Annotated in this window: 17 protein-coding genes; 3 read left to right on the top strand and 14 right to left on the bottom strand. The window is 60.4% G+C overall.

Annotated elements, in window-relative coordinates; genetic code table 11:
* Nucleotides 1-33 precede the first annotated feature (33 nt).
* The 8 genes from KGFNPO_RS15755 to gspG are packed head-to-tail and all read right to left on the bottom strand — an operon-like array spanning nt 34 to nt 5,597.
* On the bottom strand, nt 34-807 hold the full coding sequence (locus KGFNPO_RS15755; protein ID WP_472632182.1) for a type II secretion system protein N: 774 nt from the start codon (nt 805-807) through the stop codon (nt 34-36).
* Nucleotides 808-1,359, bottom strand: a complete 552-nt coding sequence (gene gspM / locus KGFNPO_RS15750) for a type II secretion system protein GspM (protein ID WP_472632181.1) — start codon at nt 1,357-1,359, stop codon at nt 808-810.
* Complete coding sequence (gene gspL / locus KGFNPO_RS15745; protein WP_472632180.1) at nt 1,356-2,609, bottom strand: type II secretion system protein GspL; 1,254 nt, start codon at nt 2,607-2,609, stop codon at nt 1,356-1,358. Before gspL ends, gspM begins: the two co-directional genes overlap by 4 nt.
* A 21-nt stretch (nt 2,610-2,630) precedes the next feature.
* Entirely contained in the window at nt 2,631-3,665 is a 1,035-nt protein-coding gene (gene gspK / locus KGFNPO_RS15740) for a type II secretion system minor pseudopilin GspK (protein WP_472632179.1), read from the bottom strand.
* Nucleotides 3,662-4,273, bottom strand: a complete 612-nt coding sequence (locus tag KGFNPO_RS15735) for a PulJ/GspJ family protein (RefSeq protein WP_472632178.1) — start codon at nt 4,271-4,273, stop codon at nt 3,662-3,664. The genes gspK and KGFNPO_RS15735 overlap by 4 nt, the downstream gene beginning before the upstream one ends.
* Nucleotides 4,263-4,646: a type II secretion system minor pseudopilin GspI gene (gene gspI / locus KGFNPO_RS15730; RefSeq protein WP_472632177.1), complete on the bottom strand. Its 384-nt coding sequence runs from the start codon at nt 4,644-4,646 to the stop codon at nt 4,263-4,265. Before gspI ends, KGFNPO_RS15735 begins: the two co-directional genes overlap by 11 nt.
* A 1-nt stretch (nt 4,647) precedes the next feature.
* On the bottom strand, nt 4,648-5,145 hold the full coding sequence (gene gspH, locus KGFNPO_RS15725; protein WP_472632176.1) for a type II secretion system minor pseudopilin GspH: 498 nt from the start codon (nt 5,143-5,145) through the stop codon (nt 4,648-4,650).
* The gene (gspG, locus tag KGFNPO_RS15720; protein WP_472632175.1) at nt 5,133-5,597 is read right to left on the bottom strand and encodes a type II secretion system major pseudopilin GspG; all 465 of its coding nucleotides are present in this window, start codon (nt 5,595-5,597) and stop codon (nt 5,133-5,135) included. Before gspG ends, gspH begins: the two co-directional genes overlap by 13 nt.
* Before the next feature lie 227 nt (nt 5,598-5,824).
* On the opposite strand from gspG, the gene KGFNPO_RS15715 reads away from it, so the two are divergent.
* The gene (locus tag KGFNPO_RS15715) at nt 5,825-6,163 is read left to right on the top strand and encodes a cupin domain-containing protein (protein WP_472632174.1); all 339 of its coding nucleotides are present in this window, start codon (nt 5,825-5,827) and stop codon (nt 6,161-6,163) included.
* A gap of 271 nt (nt 6,164-6,434) precedes the next feature.
* Here the strand turns inward: KGFNPO_RS15715 and KGFNPO_RS15710 are convergent, their stop codons facing one another.
* A complete protein-coding gene (locus tag KGFNPO_RS15710) occupies nt 6,435-8,144 on the bottom strand; it encodes a methyl-accepting chemotaxis protein (protein WP_472632173.1) in 1,710 nt (569 codons plus the stop codon).
* 359 nt (nt 8,145-8,503) lie between these two features.
* Here KGFNPO_RS15710 and KGFNPO_RS15705 point away from each other — a divergent pair, with 359 nt between their 5' ends.
* Nucleotides 8,504-9,715 (top strand): YbfB/YjiJ family MFS transporter, encoded by a 1,212-nt coding sequence (locus KGFNPO_RS15705; protein ID WP_472632172.1) that lies wholly within the window; start codon nt 8,504-8,506, stop codon nt 9,713-9,715.
* Here KGFNPO_RS15705 and KGFNPO_RS15700 read toward each other — a convergent pair.
* The 5 genes from KGFNPO_RS15700 to KGFNPO_RS15680 all read right to left on the bottom strand — a co-directional run bounded on the left by KGFNPO_RS15700 (nt 9,712) and on the right by KGFNPO_RS15680 (nt 12,660).
* Nucleotides 9,712-10,707, bottom strand: a complete 996-nt coding sequence (locus KGFNPO_RS15700) for an NAD(P)H-dependent glycerol-3-phosphate dehydrogenase (RefSeq protein ID WP_472634507.1) — start codon at nt 10,705-10,707, stop codon at nt 9,712-9,714. The genes KGFNPO_RS15705 and KGFNPO_RS15700 overlap by 4 nt on opposite strands.
* Nucleotides 10,708-10,919: 212 nt before the next feature.
* Entirely contained in the window at nt 10,920-11,363 is a 444-nt protein-coding gene (locus tag KGFNPO_RS15695) for an SH3 domain-containing protein (protein WP_472632171.1), read from the bottom strand.
* 34 nt (nt 11,364-11,397) lie between these two features.
* Nucleotides 11,398-11,883 carry a protein-export chaperone SecB gene (secB, locus tag KGFNPO_RS15690; RefSeq protein WP_472632170.1) on the bottom strand — a complete coding sequence of 162 codons (486 nt, stop codon included), beginning with the start codon at nt 11,881-11,883 and terminating at the stop codon, nt 11,398-11,400.
* Nucleotides 11,884-11,979: 96 nt separating this feature from the next.
* On the bottom strand, nt 11,980-12,243 hold the full coding sequence (gene grxC / locus KGFNPO_RS15685; protein ID WP_472632169.1) for a glutaredoxin 3: 264 nt from the start codon (nt 12,241-12,243) through the stop codon (nt 11,980-11,982).
* 15 nt (nt 12,244-12,258) lie between these two features.
* Nucleotides 12,259-12,660, bottom strand: coding sequence for a rhodanese-like domain-containing protein (locus KGFNPO_RS15680; protein WP_472632168.1), 402 nt, complete (start codon nt 12,658-12,660; stop codon nt 12,259-12,261).
* Nucleotides 12,661-12,929: 269 nt separating this feature from the next.
* Between KGFNPO_RS15680 and gpmA the strand changes: the two genes are divergently transcribed.
* On the top strand, nt 12,930-13,676 hold the full coding sequence (gene gpmA, locus KGFNPO_RS15675) for a 2,3-diphosphoglycerate-dependent phosphoglycerate mutase (RefSeq protein ID WP_472632167.1): 747 nt from the start codon (nt 12,930-12,932) through the stop codon (nt 13,674-13,676).
* The last annotated feature ends 77 nt before the right edge of the window (nt 13,677-13,753 follow it).

Raw genomic sequence — 13,753 nt, 5'->3', positions numbered from 1 at the left:
TGTTCCCCACCGCCGTATTTGATTGTTTTTTCATTATCTGAACTCTAAAGCGATCACATCACGGCCAGCGACCATGCGGCGCTGGCCCAGTAAATTCAACAGGTTAGCCAATTTTTCCTGTTGTCCGGCGGCCGCCTCGGCGGTGCCGGAAAAACGCAGACGGCCATTCTCCAGCGCGCCACCGCCATTCAGCAGCAGCGGACCCTTGACGGTCTTGAGCACCAGTTGCGCGCTCTGCCCGCGCCATTCCATTGTTACCAGATAAGCGCCCAGTGGCTTGATCGGCGACAGACGCGACGCTATATCTTCGATATCCAGCCGCAGTGCGCCCTGCAGATCGATCTTTTGGCCACGACGCGCCAATTGCAGCGGACTCCAGGACAAGCGCATCCGGCCGCTGGGCGCTATCGTATTGAGCGGCGCGCCCAATCCGGTCAGCCGTTCCGCTGGCAACAGGACTTCTGCCGCACTGACCCGCCACTGCGACCAACTGCCGCTAATACTGACCGGCTGCGTCAGCGCAGCGGGGTTTTCCAGCTGCAGTCTGACTTGGCCCAGCAACAGCAGCGGTGATAAATGCCATGAAAATCGGCCCGGCAGCAAGGGCGTGACCGGATCTCTGACGCCGGGCGCACCGCCGATCGAGGCCGAGCCGTTCCAGAGCGTGCCCTGCGCATCGCCCAGCGTCAAGCGTCCTGCGGTCTGCGCCTCCAGTAGTGTTGCCATCCAACTGGCCGGCAAGTATGCCAGCACCGTAAGGGCGACGCTGACGCAACCCGCCAGCAACCAGAGCAAGATGCGCGCCACTCAATCGGCCTTTGGCGCACGCAGGGTCAGGCTGGCTTTGACGCTGCCGGCCATGGTTGTTGCTGTAACATTGGCCTCGACTACCGCCAGCCGCGTCGTTTTCTGTAGCGCCTGCAAGGCGTCCAGCAGCGCGCCGAAAGGGACTTCTGCGAATTGCAGTCGGGCAAAATCACCGCTCCACACCACGCTTTGCGCCTTTAGACCGTTTTTCTGCAGCGCCGCCTCGATGCTTTCTTTGCTCACGCCCGCTGCAGCGGCAGCCGGCCTCGCTGCGGCGGGCAAGGCGGCAGCCTGTTTGGCCATTGCCTGCAATTGTGCGGATTGGTGCCGCAAGACCGGCAGATTTTTGTGCAGCTGGGTGCGGCCCTGCAAGGCCGGGTCGATCAACAGCAGGTACAACAGGCCCAGCAAAACCACTGCGCTACCAAGCGCGATCAGGATGCGCTCGCGCCGATTGCGCTCAGCCCAGAAGTGCGCCGCTGTAGCGCGCCTATCGGCAAAGCGGACGGACTGGAGCGCCCATTTTCTGGAAAACTTGCGGTTGAGATTCATCGCGTACTCCTGATCTGCCAGACGCCAGCGCCTTGTTCGGTCAACGCCAGCTTGTGCGGTGCCAAGACCTGCCGGATGGCATCGGGTTTGACCGCATCAGCAGGCTTCAGGCGCACCAGCAGGCTGCGCTCGCGGTATTCGATCGCGGCAATCGCGGCCTGCGCTTGGCCCGCTTTGTCCGCTTGCAGCAGACCGGCCCAGGCGTTCCCAAAGGCACCCGCCAGCGTCAGAAAATCATCCGGCCCAGCCTGGCCAGCACCTTGCTTGGCGGCACTGATTTTTTGCTGCATTTGGGCCACCGGATCGATGATCACGCTTTCTTTCGGAAAGGCGGCGCGGAAAGTCTGATGCATACCGTCATGCAGGAAATCGGCTTCGTGCTGCAACTGCAGCCAGTTGGCATTAAGCCCGACAATATTCACCAGAACCGCCAGCAGCGCCAGCGCCGCCGGCCAGCGCCACGGCCGCCAGTTCACCTGCGGACCGGCCGACGCGCCCAACCCGCTCATCAAATCCAGCGTCACGCCCTTGGCAGCAGCGGCGCACTGAACCCAGTCTTCGGTCACGATCTGCAGTTGCGCATCGTCGGCAGCAGTTGCTGCCTGCTGATAAGCCGCCACGCTGGCCGGCGACACTTGCAGAATCAGGTCGGCTTGCGGCGCCATGAGCCGCAATGCATCGATGACTTCGCGCGCACCATTGCCATCTGTGGCGCCGACGCAAAAGCCGATTCCATCCTGCTCCGACCAGCGCAAGGCAACGTCGCTGTCAGCGCCGTATTCAGTGACTGTCGCAGCAACCGCGGGAGGCTGGTACGGCAGGCAGAGCTGGGCCGGCACGGCTACCAACTGGCGCGCCCCCAGCGCGGTCAGGCTCGCGGATAACTGTTCCAGCCAGGCGCGATTGACCACCGCTACCGTGCGCATGCCGTCCTGCGCTGTGCCGACGGCAAACGCGCACTCGGCCGGGTCCGACATCAATTGATCCTCGACCAGGTTGGGCAGCACTGCCTTCAGCCGGGCACTTGACAACGGCGGCACCTTGACGCGCAACAAGCTGACATCGCTGGCGGCCAGCAGCAGCACCACCCGGAGCGCCTGCCGGATTGCGTCGGTCAGGCCGGGCAGCGCGGAGAGTCCCTCGCGCTCGACTGCGCCGCTGTTCGATACCAGTGCAAACCGGCATGGCAGCGGCATCAGCGCGGCGTCGAAGGCGGCTTTGGAAGGATGGCGGATGTACAGTATGCTCACGGTGTCAAATTTCCCGAAATATTAATTGTCCCGAACCCAGATTAGCTTGGTGGTGCGATCGCTACGCTCAATCAGGGCCTGCATCTCCATGGTGGCACGGTTCAGGCGCACTTTGCCATTGACGATGAAATAATTTGTCGCCACCGCAAAGTCGTTGGCGCTTACCGCACCCGCCTTACCCGGTGGCAAGAGCGCAATAAAGTCGGCGCTGCTGCGAAAAGGCGTCTTTGCGCGCGCGGCCACTAGCGCCGTGGCATCCGATAGCGAGAGTGTATCAATTCTGGCCGCCAATACCTGGGCCGAAGCGGTATTCACATTGATTAGCGTAATGTTCGGCAGCAAGGTCACGAAATCGCGCAGCGGGGCCAGTAGCGGTGCAGTGAATCCGGGCACCGCCAGCAAATCGTCGACCTGCAATAATTCTAGCGGCTGCAGGCCGGGCTCGGGCTGGCTGGCAGCGCCCGCCGGCGCATTGCCGGTCGAGGCTGGAGCGATTGGCTGCGCACCTGACTGGATTGCAACTCCCGCCTGCGTACTGCCACCAATTGAGGCTGGAGCGATTGGCTGGGCGCGCGCCATGGTGTCTGCCACCGCTTGTGCCAGGCCGGTATTCAGTTGCAGACTGCCCAGCAAGCGCGCAAAGACGGCGATTTCGCGCGGGTTGATTTTGCCGCTTTGCGCCAGATTGGCGAGATTGAAGCGTCCTTGCGCATCCACAATCTGACCCGACAGAGTGGCGTCGCTCTGATCGCTATCGGTACGGCCGTTTTCGACATACTGGTCGAGCCGGGTTTCTGCCAGCGACACTGACCACGGCTCATCGAGCGTATCGACGCGGGAAAACTTGGCATCTTCGCGCAGCACCAAGCGCGCCCAGTCGAGCGCACCGCGCAAAATCCACTTGGTCTGCAGGTGCAAGCGCTGATTTTCGATCGAGCGCACCTGCACCTGTTGCTGCCAGAACAGGCTGGCAACTATCGTCACCGCCAGCGCTGTCAGCAGCAGCGCGGTGATGATGGCCACGCCGCGCTGGGCGGCCCATGGCACGCGCCTCATGACGCCCCCAGCAGGAAGATCTTGGTCATGCGCAGCGTTTGGCCGGTCTGCAGCACTGTCAGTACGACTTCCAGCCCGCTCGCGGCAGTGGTGCTGCTGTAGTCGGTGTGCCAGTCGGTGCCGCCACTCCACCACAAGCGCATCGTCAGGCCCGATACCGCGCTTTGCAATACCACCGCCGGTGCAGTGTCGGTGTCAGTGCCGCTGACGCTACTTTTCCAGAGCGCGTCGAGCGCGCTCAGGTCGCGGGTAGCGATCGATTCGCGCCGGATCAACTCGCCATTCCGGATGCGATAAGCCACCACTTGCAGGCGTGATGGCTGATCGTCGGCAAATACGGTGCGAATCAACGTCAGGCGTCCGTCTTCTGCCGCCAGCGTCGGGCGGCCGATACTGGTTGCGCTGGCGAAATGTTCAGCATCGCTTTGCAGTTGCGCGAATGCCAGTTGCAGGCCGCGGGTTTGCTCCAGTTCGGTGGTCAGCGCCACGCGTGCGCGCACGATGCCATCCAGCCCGCGCCAGCCGAGTACCGCGACAATCGCCAGGATGCTGATGGCGACCAGCAATTCAATCAGGGTAAAGCCGCGCCGGCTGGGTTTATAGACCATTGGGCACCACCTGCACCAGCTTGATAATGCGCCGTTCCAGATTGCCGGACTCGAACACGCTGACTTCGACCCGGCGGAAATTCGGGTTCGGGGTGGCGATGACTTCTTCCTCGCAGACCAGTTGCAAGCGGCCTTGCGGGCAATCGAACCCGCGCTTGCCGAAGGCCGGCCATTCGTGCGCCAGGCGGATTTGGCTCAGGCGGTTTTCGGCCGACCAGTTGGCCATCATCGCGGCGCGCAAACCTGCGCTGTTTTGGGTCAGACTCCCCACCGCGCGCAAGCTCGCGCCCAGCGAGGTACCGACGATCACCAGCGCCACCAGCACTTCGAGCAGGGTAAAGCCGGCGGCGACGCGGTTTGGGGTTCGCGCCATCTCAGTCCGCCACGAAATGGCCGATGCCATCGGCGCGAATGACGACGCTGACTGTCTCCAATGACAGCGTCAGCACGAAAGGCTTGTCGACCGGCTCGCGCCCGAACACGATGCGCAGCGGCCCATCGGTAGCCGCCAACGGCGGGTTGATCGACAGCGCTAGCGGCGCACTTTTGAACAAGCGCTCGCGCAGCAAGTCATCCTGTGTGATGACTTGCCAGGCGTGGTCCTCATGCACCAGGAAGCGGTAACGATCCGGCTCCAGCTCGAAGGCAACCGGCCGGTTGCGCACGATCGCTTCGTCGCGCGCCAGTTGCAGCAAGAGCGCGATGCGCTGGGCTTCGTTTTGCAGCGACTGGCGCGCATCCGGCAGCGCGTTGAACGCCACCGCGCCGAGCGTGATGCCGATAATCACGATGACGATCATCAGTTCCAGCAAGGTAAAACCGCGCGCAAGCGAGTGCCGCTGGGCAAGTCCGAATGTGGTTACAGATCCCACGAGCCGATATCGGCATCGTTAGCGGCGCCGCCAGGCTGGCCGTCGGCGCCGAACGAAAACACGTCGATCTCGCCTTTGAGGCCGGGTGACAGCAACTGATAAGCACCGCCCCACGGGTCTTTCGGCACCTTATCCAGATAACCGCCGGTTTTCCAGCCGTTGGCGGCCGGGCCGGAAGTCGGCCGCGTAGTCAGCGCCGCCAAGCCTTGCTCGGTGGTCGGATAGCGCTGGTTATCGAGCTTGTACAGTTTGAGCGCCTGCATGATGGTTGCAATATCCTGCTTGGCTGCAACAATGCGCGCTTCGTCGGTGCGGCCCATCAGTTTCGGTACCACCAGCGCCGCCAGCACGCCCATGATCACGACCACGACCATGATCTCGATCAGAGTAAAGCCGCGCTGCATGGCGTTACCCAGGCGGCGTGGTACGTGGAATATGGAAACATTCGGCATAAGCATTTCTTGTTAAAAATAGAAAAAGAACCATGAGTATAAGGCCGAAGCGGTCGAAGCGTCGGCGCGGAAACCACGCGCTACTTGCGCCATCGCAAGCAACCGGAATGGGACTTGGGGCCGCACTGCCGAGTTCCGCAGGCGCAGGCGCTCCCATCGGGATTGCCTGGCAGCCAGCAGCGCTGATTCGTGCTACGGTCATGCTGGAAAAACTTAAGGAGATTCCCATGGCACTATCGCACGCCACATCCGGCACCGTAATCGACCTGCGTCCGTTGGGCGAAAAATGCGCAACTTTTTCATCGATCGCCCTGATCAAAACCCCGCAGCTAGAAGTTATGCGCCTGACCATGCCGCGCGGCAAGACAATGCCGTCACACAAGGTCTCGGGCGAAGTCACCGTGCAATGCCTGGAAGGCAGCGTCGCCTTCATCGCGCATGGGCGGGTTCAGAATCTGCATGCCGGCGACATGATCTTCCTGGCCGGCGATGAAATGCACGCGCTGGAAGCACTCGAAAATGCCTCGGTGCTGATCATGATCTTGCTCAAGAAGGCCGCGGCATGAAGTTGCAGCGATAAATATACTGGCTATTGTATTTTTATAATCCGCAATGAATATATGCGGAAAGTACTATGTTTTTACATATACTCATGCATTTATTAGTGACTGCGTGACTATTCAGCCCGCTATGAGTTTTGCCGTCAAAGTACAAGGGCGGGTTTGGAACCCGCCCCTACGAACGCTCCGACTCTCGCCATCCGGCAGGGAAAAAGGATTGTTCATAGTGGACTGAAAATTACGTGACTGCACATTGAGTCCCGTAAGCGCGGGATTCTTAAAATTCCTCCCACTGGCCATCTGCGCCGGCTGTCGGCGCGGCCAATTTTTGGGCCGGCGGCACCGCTTTCCTGTCGATGGTGCGCTTGCCGGCATTCGGCAATGCGGCAGCCGCATTGACAAGCCGGCCAGGCGCAGCGGCGCTGGTCAATTGCAGTCGATCGAGCTTGAACACGCTCACCACTTGCGACAGATTTCCCGCCTGATCCTGCAGCGATGCAGCGGCGGCAGCGGCTTCTTCCACCAGCGCCGCATTTTGCTGGGTGACCTGATCCATCTGGCTGATGGCTTGATTGATTTGTTCGATGCCGGAAGTTTGTTCCCGGCTGGCCGACGTGATTTCACCCATGATGTCAGTGACCCGCTTGACGCTGGCGACGATCTCTTCCATGGTGACGCCGGCCTGGTCGACCAGCTTGGCGCCCTGATCCACTTTTTCCACCGAATCGCCGATCAGGGTTTTGATTTCCTTCGCGGCACTGGCACTGCGCTGCGCCAGGCTGCGCACTTCGGTTGCGACCACCGCAAAGCCGCGGCCCTGCTCGCCGGCACGGGCTGCTTCGACAGCCGCATTCAAAGCCAGAATGTTGGTCTGGAATGCGATGCCGTCGATGACGCCGATGATGTCGGCGATTTTCCTGGATGAATCATTGATTGACGCCATGGTGTCTACCACTTGCGCCACCACCGCGCCGCCTTTTTGCGCGACGTCGGAAGCGGTCAAGGCCAGGACGTTGGCCTGGCGCGCATTGTCGGCATTTTGCTGCACGGTGCTGGTCAGCTCTTCCATCGAGGACGCGGTTTCTTCAAGGGAACTGGCTTGCTGTTCGGTGCGCGAGGACAGATCCATGTTGCCGGCCGCGATTTGGCTGGAGGCGGTAGCGATGGTGTCGGTGCCGCTGCGCACCTGTCCAACAATATTGACGAGGCTGTCGCGCATCTCTTTTAGCGCATGCAGCAGGCTGGTCCGATCGTTATCTTTCAAATTCACCGCAACCGTCAGATCGCCCTGCGCGATGCGGCGCGTAATGTTGGTGGCATAACTTGGTTCGCCGCCCAACTGTTTTTTGATGCCATGCCTGATGATCAGCGCGATAACGATGCCGAAGAGCGTGGCTACAGCGCCTAATAAGGCCAGCAGCAGCACTGAAGTGCGCGACTGCTCCTTGGTCTGTACCACCGTTTTTGCAATCGACTCCGTTTGATAAGCCGAGAGTTTCTTGATACTGGCTACATAGTCGTCCAGCGCCGGTTCCAGTTTGGCTTGTATCAGCGTTCGCGCATTTTCTGCATTGCTGATTTTTTCCCTGAAAATTTCTTCGCGGGCTGCAATGTAAATTTTACGTTTGTCGCCGATCTGGGCGAGCAGGGCGGTTTCGTCGGCACTTTTCTCGAACGTTTCCAGCTTCTTTTGAATCTCTGTGATCTTTGCGCTGGTTTCTTTGATTTTGGCCTGGACTTGTTGCTGCCTTGCCGGATCATTGGATTCCGCCACCGCGATGGTGCGCGCGCCATTGAGGTTCGTGTTGGCAGCCCATTCAGAGAACAGGCGCTCTTTCTGCATTTCGTGGTCAACCATCGTTGTGACGCTGCTGCCGATGCTTTGCAACTGCCAGGAGCCGATCCCTGCGATGAGCACCAGCTGGATAATTACAATCGAAAATCCGAGTGCAAGCCATGTACCGATCTTAATGTCTGCCATTTTCATGGAATGCTCTTATCTTTAATAGAGTGGTGCTGATTAGACGTCGAAGTCGATGTGGATAATGTTTTTATGTTCACGCCGCCAGGGAGTTGATCCATCCCGTTTCAGCACTGGATATCAGCATGCGCCCTGATGGCATTCGCTTTGCGCGGGGATGGACTTGCATTACCTCGAAGCAATTTGCTGCAGCATTATAGCCATGTTGCATGCCGCATTAATTGCCCGGTTTGCATCCGCTTCTGATTGGAAATGCCGGGTGGCCCCGCAAGCTGCGATCAGCCCCGGCATGCGACTTTCCCCGGGCTGTGCATTGCTTTGGAGCACATGCTACATTCGGTTGCATTGCCGTCACAATCCCAATCATGCCAACCACTTTGAATAGTCTCGCCGTACGCCTCCCGTTCCTGACCGCGCTTGCCATCTCGCTGGGCGCCGCCGTCTCGCTCGGCATGGCGCGCTTTTCTTATGCGCTGTTGCTGCCGCCGATGCGCAGCGACCTGGGCTGGACTTATCTGCTGGCCGGCGCGATGAATACCGGCAATGCCTTCGGTTACTTCATCGGCGCGCTGATGACGCCCGCCCTGATGCGGCGCTTCGGCGCGCACCGGATGCTGGTTGCCGGCGCGCTGCTGGCGGCGCTGTTCATGCTGCTGTCCGGCTTTGTCACTGACACCAACTTGCTGATGGGGCAGCGCGTCCTGTCGGGCGTGGCCAGTGCCTTCACGTTTATTTCCGGCGGCGTGCTGGCGGCGCGCCTGGGCGGTATGCATCCGCGTCACGCCGGTTTTCTGATCGGCCTGTATTACGGCGGCACCGGTTTCGGCATCGTCTTGTCGGCCTGGCTGGTGCCCGCCGCGCTGGCCGCAGCCGTGACCTTCGGCGCTGCGCACGGCTGGCAATGGGCCTGGCTCACCTTGGCCGGCACTTGTCTGCTGGCGACGCTGGGAATGGCAGCGCCGGCCCGGCAGATCCCGGATGCGCCGCGGCCGGCCGGCGCGCATGGACGATTTCGGGCGCGCTCTTTCGGCTATGGGCTGGCGGCCTATTTCATGTTCGGAGCCGGCTATATCGGCTATATGACTTTCGTCATCGCGCTGCTGAAGCAACAGGGCATGCGTGCGCCGCTGATCACGCTGTTTTACACCATGCTGGGACTGGCGGTGCTGGCTTCGTCGCGCATCTGGGCCCGCATGCTGGACCATTTCAAGGGCGGCCAGTCGCTGGCGATTTTGAACGGCTTGCTGGCGCTGGCCACGCTGTTGCCGGCACTCTCCGCGAGTCCGTTGGTGGTATTCGCATCAGGCGTGCTGTTCGGCGGCGTCTTTTTATCGGTGGTGGCGTCCACCACCGCGCTGGTGCGGCACAACTTGCCGCCGCCGGCATGGTCGGCCGGGATCAGCGCCTTTACCACGGTGTTCGCCTTCGGTCAGATTGTCGGGCCCAGCGCAGTCGGCTGGATCGCCGATGGTGCTGGCGGTTTGCAGCGGGGCCTGGTGTTTTCGGCGCTGACGCTGTGCCTCGGCGGGTTGCTGGCGTTGCGGCAGCGGGCGGTCATTTCCGCCGTCGGCGTTTAGACTGATTCTTCGCGCGGATCGCGCGCCAACAGGCGCGCCACCATCTCTTGCACCGGATCGCCGTCGAACAGCACGCCGGCCACCGCATCGGTAATCGGCATGCTGACCCCGCGCTCAAGCGCCAGCGCGCGCACCGCCTGCGCGCATCGCACGCCTTCGGCTACATGTCCGAGATCGGCCACGATCGTGGCCAGCGGCTTGCCTTGCGCCAGCCCCAAGCCGACCTGGCGATTGCGCGACAGGTCGCCGGTGCAGGTCAGAATCAGGTCGCCCATCCCGGCCAGCCCCATGAAGGTTTCGGCTTGGCCGCCGAGCACCACGCCGAGCCGCGTGATTTCAGCCAGGCCGCGCGTAATCAGCGCGGCGCGGGCGTTGTGCCCCAGCCCCAGCCCATCGGCGATCCCGGTGGCAATCGCCAGGATATTCTTGACCGCACCGCCCACCTCGACCCCGATTTGATCCTCGCTCGAATACACCCGGATATTGCCGCCATGAATCGCGCGCACCGCATGATCCCGGAAGTCTTGCGAGGTGGTGGCAAACGTCAGCGCGCAAGGCAGGCCGCGCGCCACTTCCTGCGCGAACGACGGCCCCGACAGCGTGCCGGACGAGATGCGCTGGCCCAGCACATCGAGCACCACTTCATGCGGCAGCAGCCGGGTTTGTTCTTCGAAGCCTTTGCACAGCCAGATTATATTGGCCGGCGCATACGGTTTCAGGCGTTCCAGCAGCGAGCGCAAGCCGGCCACCGGGGTGGCGGCGACCAGCAAGCCATCGGCCGCAGCATGCGCGACGGCGTGCTCGAAATCGGGGCTCAATTCGAGCGCATCCGGCAAGCGGATGCCCGGCAAAAAGCGACAGTTTTCGCGCCGCGCCGCGCAGTCGCGGATCAGTTCGGCGTCGCGCCCCCACAGCACGACCCGCTGCCGTTCAGCCAGCGATATCGCCAGAGCGGTGCCCCAGGCGCCAGCGCCGAGGATTGTGATAGGCATGGAAAACAAGGTGGGATCGGTTGACATGGCGGTATGGAGTTATTTTTCGAGAGGGTGCGTCGGCATTGCAGAGGGCCGGACGGCGCTTCAGGCAAGCGTTTCCTGATGTTTGTGATTGAATTGATACCAGGCGCTGTATAAATCATTGCCGCAGTAAATATATGCGGGAAAGTAGTGGTTTTTAGGCATACCCCCGCTATTTACTGATAAGACTATTCGCCCCACACGTCGGCTGCCTTGACGTAGCCGCTCTGGCCGTCGCGGTGTTTTACCTTGAGCCAGCCAGATGCGGCCGGCGCCAGTAATTCGAGCAAGACGTTTTTGTCGGCGCTGAAGACGACGCTGGCGGCTTCGTCCTGCGAGGCCCGGATCTGCGCATTGGCGACACTGACGACCACCCAGCGCTGCGCACTCAGCGCGCTGGATTCGACCCATGACAGATCGCCGCTGGCGTCGCGCACCTTGACCCAGTTGCCGTAGCTCAGGATTACTTCCAGCGGCATATTGCGCGGCGCGATGAATACTTTGGCGCCGCGCACCGAAGGCGCGTCGTACATGATGGCCGGCGCCGCTGCGACCGATTTGAAATCGGCCGCCTGCGCTATGCCAGCCGCCATCATTAATCCCAAACATACAGCGAAAACTGCGGTCTTCATGAACGGGCTCCGGCAGGGCGGCAAAGTGCGTACTTCAGTGCGTGGTAGGCGTGCCATCCGGCGCCAGGATGGCGGATGCGCTTTGTTCAGCGAGGGCTTGCTGGCGCTGCTGATAAAACACTTCGAAATTGATTTCGGACAAATGCACCGGCGGAAATCCGGCACGGGTAATCGCATCGGCGATGTTGGCGCGCAAATACGGATACACGATGTTCGGGCAACCAATCCCCAGCAAGGCGTCGATCTGCTCGGACGGAATGTGGCGCGCTTCAAAAATGCCGGCTTGCTTGCCTTCGACCAGAAATGCCACCTTGTCATTGATCTTGGCGGTGACGGTAATCGTCACAGTAGATTCAAAAATTCCGTCAGCCAGATTGTCGACCCCGACATCGACTGCGACTTCGATATTCGGCGCCTCTTGCTCCAGGAAAATCGCCGGTGAATTCGGTTGCTCCAGAGACAGGTCTTTCAGATACACGCGCTGGATTTGGAATACGGGTTGCTGGACTTCTTCAGTCATGAAACGCTTTCATAAGGTTTGAAAATGGGCGCTAGGAAATCTGCAATCGTGCTCCCGCGCCCGTCTAGTGGGGTATTGTAATGCCAAGAATGCAGCTTAAGCGCCTTTGAGCAGCGCATCAAGCCTGCCCGCATGGTCCAGCGCCGACAAATCGTCGAAACCGCCCACGTAGGTGTCGCCGATATAGATTTGCGGCACCGTGCGGCGGCCGGTCTTTTCCATCATCGCATCGCGCTGCTGCGGGTCGAGATCAATCCGCACCTTTTCAATCTGGTCCACGCCCCTGGCTGTCAAAAGACGCTCCGCCATCACGCAGTAAGGGCAGACTCCGGTGCTGTACATCAATACATGTGCTGTCATATTTCTGTTCTTCCTTTATTTAACGGTTGGCAAGCCCTGCGCCTGCCAGGCAGTCATGCCGCCATCCAGACTCACCGCTTCGCTGAAGCCGGCTTTTTTTAATCGCGCGGTTGCGCTAGCCGAACGGGTCCCGGTCGCACAGACGACGATGACCGGTTTGCCCTTGAATTTTTCGAGTTCGCCCAATTTCGCCGGCAGAGTTTTCTGGCTGATGTTTTTCGCGCCCTGCAGATGGCCGGCAGCGAATTCTTCCGGCTCGCGCACGTCCAGAATCAAGGCCTTGCCCTGATTGATGATCTGGGTTGCCTGCAACAAACTCACCTTCGATCCGCGCCGCAACAAGCCGGGCACCAGCAAAGCACCACCTGAAAGGAGCGCCAAGCCAAACAAGCTGATATTTTCAAGAATGAATTTCACAAGTTTCCAATGATAAAAGTCTAATAAGATTACCCATAACCGTACCCATAACCGGCAGCTGTAAATCAGCAGTTTCATACCGACAAGCACCGTTTAAGCCGCATCAGCGCATACATGCAATGGCCGGTTTAACGATGAATGGACCGCAGCCAAGCACATCATTATAAAATAGAAGACAAAATTCAATCCAACGCAGCCCAAACGCAGCCCAAACGCAGCCCGAACTTAAGCTTCGAACTTAACTCTTTTTACGCTTCCCATTCCCCAACATGTATAAATTAGTCTTAATGCGCCACGGCGAATCCACCTGGAATCTTGACAACCGTTTCACCGGCTGGACCGACGTCGATCTGACCGCAAAAGGCGTCGCCGAAGCCAAACAGGCCGGCGCCGTGCTGCGCGAAGCCGGTTTTACCTTCGACCTCGCTTACACCTCGGTGCTCAAGCGTGCGATCCGCACGCTCTGGGGCACGCTCGACGAGATGGATCTGATGTGGCTGCCGGTAGTGCATGACTGGCGTCTCAACGAGCGCCACTACGGCGCTCTGCAAGGTTTGAACAAGGCCGAAACCGCAGCCGAATACGGCGATGCGCAAGTATTGGCATGGCGGCGCAGCTACGATATTCCACCGCAGCCGCTGGCGCCGCAAGACCCGCGCAATTCGTATGACGATCCGCGTTATGCGGGCCTTTCGCGCGCACAGATTCCGCGCACCGAATGTCTGAAAGATACGGTGGCGCGCGTGATGCCGGCCTGGGACGATTCCATCGCTCCGGCCATCCGCGCCGGCAAGCGCATCATCATCAGCGCTCACGGCAACAGCCTGCGGGCGCTGATCAAGATGCTCGATGGCATCAGCGACGCCGATATCGTCGGACTGAACGTCCCCAACGGGCAGCCGCTGGTGTATGAACTGGATGCCGACCTGAAGCCGATCAAAAGCTATTACCTGGGCGACCCAGTGGCCATTGCCGCTGCAGCGCAAGCGGTTGCCAGCCAGGGCAAGGCGAAGTAATTCGGCGCCGATGTCAACTTTGCTAGAGCATTATCAGCGCCCTGACGGGCGCGGCAGGCGTCCTTGGTTCGCAGCAC

The organism is Gelidimonas diazotrophica (assembly GCF_055694025.1).
Note: the sequence above shows the minus strand (reverse complement) of the source record. Positions and strands in the feature narration are given on the sequence as shown.

Coding starts and splice junctions, on each gene's coding strand:
- gspM (WP_472632181.1), bottom strand. CDS start 1,359: ATGAATCTCAACCGCAAGTTTTCCAGAAAATGGGCGCTCCAGTCCGTC.
- gspK (WP_472632179.1), bottom strand. CDS start 3,665: ATGAGGCGCGTGCCATGGGCCGCCCAGCGCGGCGTGGCCATCATCACC.
- KGFNPO_RS15735 (WP_472632178.1), bottom strand. CDS start 4,273: ATGGTCTATAAACCCAGCCGGCGCGGCTTTACCCTGATTGAATTGCTG.
- gspI (WP_472632177.1), bottom strand. CDS start 4,646: ATGGCGCGAACCCCAAACCGCGTCGCCGCCGGCTTTACCCTGCTCGAA.
- gspG (WP_472632175.1), bottom strand. CDS start 5,597: ATGCCGAATGTTTCCATATTCCACGTACCACGCCGCCTGGGTAACGCC.
- KGFNPO_RS15715 (WP_472632174.1), top strand. CDS start 5,825: ATGGCACTATCGCACGCCACATCCGGCACCGTAATCGACCTGCGTCCG.
- KGFNPO_RS15710 (WP_472632173.1), bottom strand. CDS start 8,144: ATGAAAATGGCAGACATTAAGATCGGTACATGGCTTGCACTCGGATTT.
- KGFNPO_RS15705 (WP_472632172.1), top strand. CDS start 8,504: ATGCCAACCACTTTGAATAGTCTCGCCGTACGCCTCCCGTTCCTGACC.
- KGFNPO_RS15700 (WP_472634507.1), bottom strand. CDS start 10,707: ATGCCTATCACAATCCTCGGCGCTGGCGCCTGGGGCACCGCTCTGGCG.
- KGFNPO_RS15695 (WP_472632171.1), bottom strand. CDS start 11,363: ATGAAGACCGCAGTTTTCGCTGTATGTTTGGGATTAATGATGGCGGCT.
- secB (WP_472632170.1), bottom strand. CDS start 11,883: ATGACTGAAGAAGTCCAGCAACCCGTATTCCAAATCCAGCGCGTGTAT.
- grxC (WP_472632169.1), bottom strand. CDS start 12,243: ATGACAGCACATGTATTGATGTACAGCACCGGAGTCTGCCCTTACTGC.
- gpmA (WP_472632167.1), top strand. CDS start 12,930: ATGTATAAATTAGTCTTAATGCGCCACGGCGAATCCACCTGGAATCTT.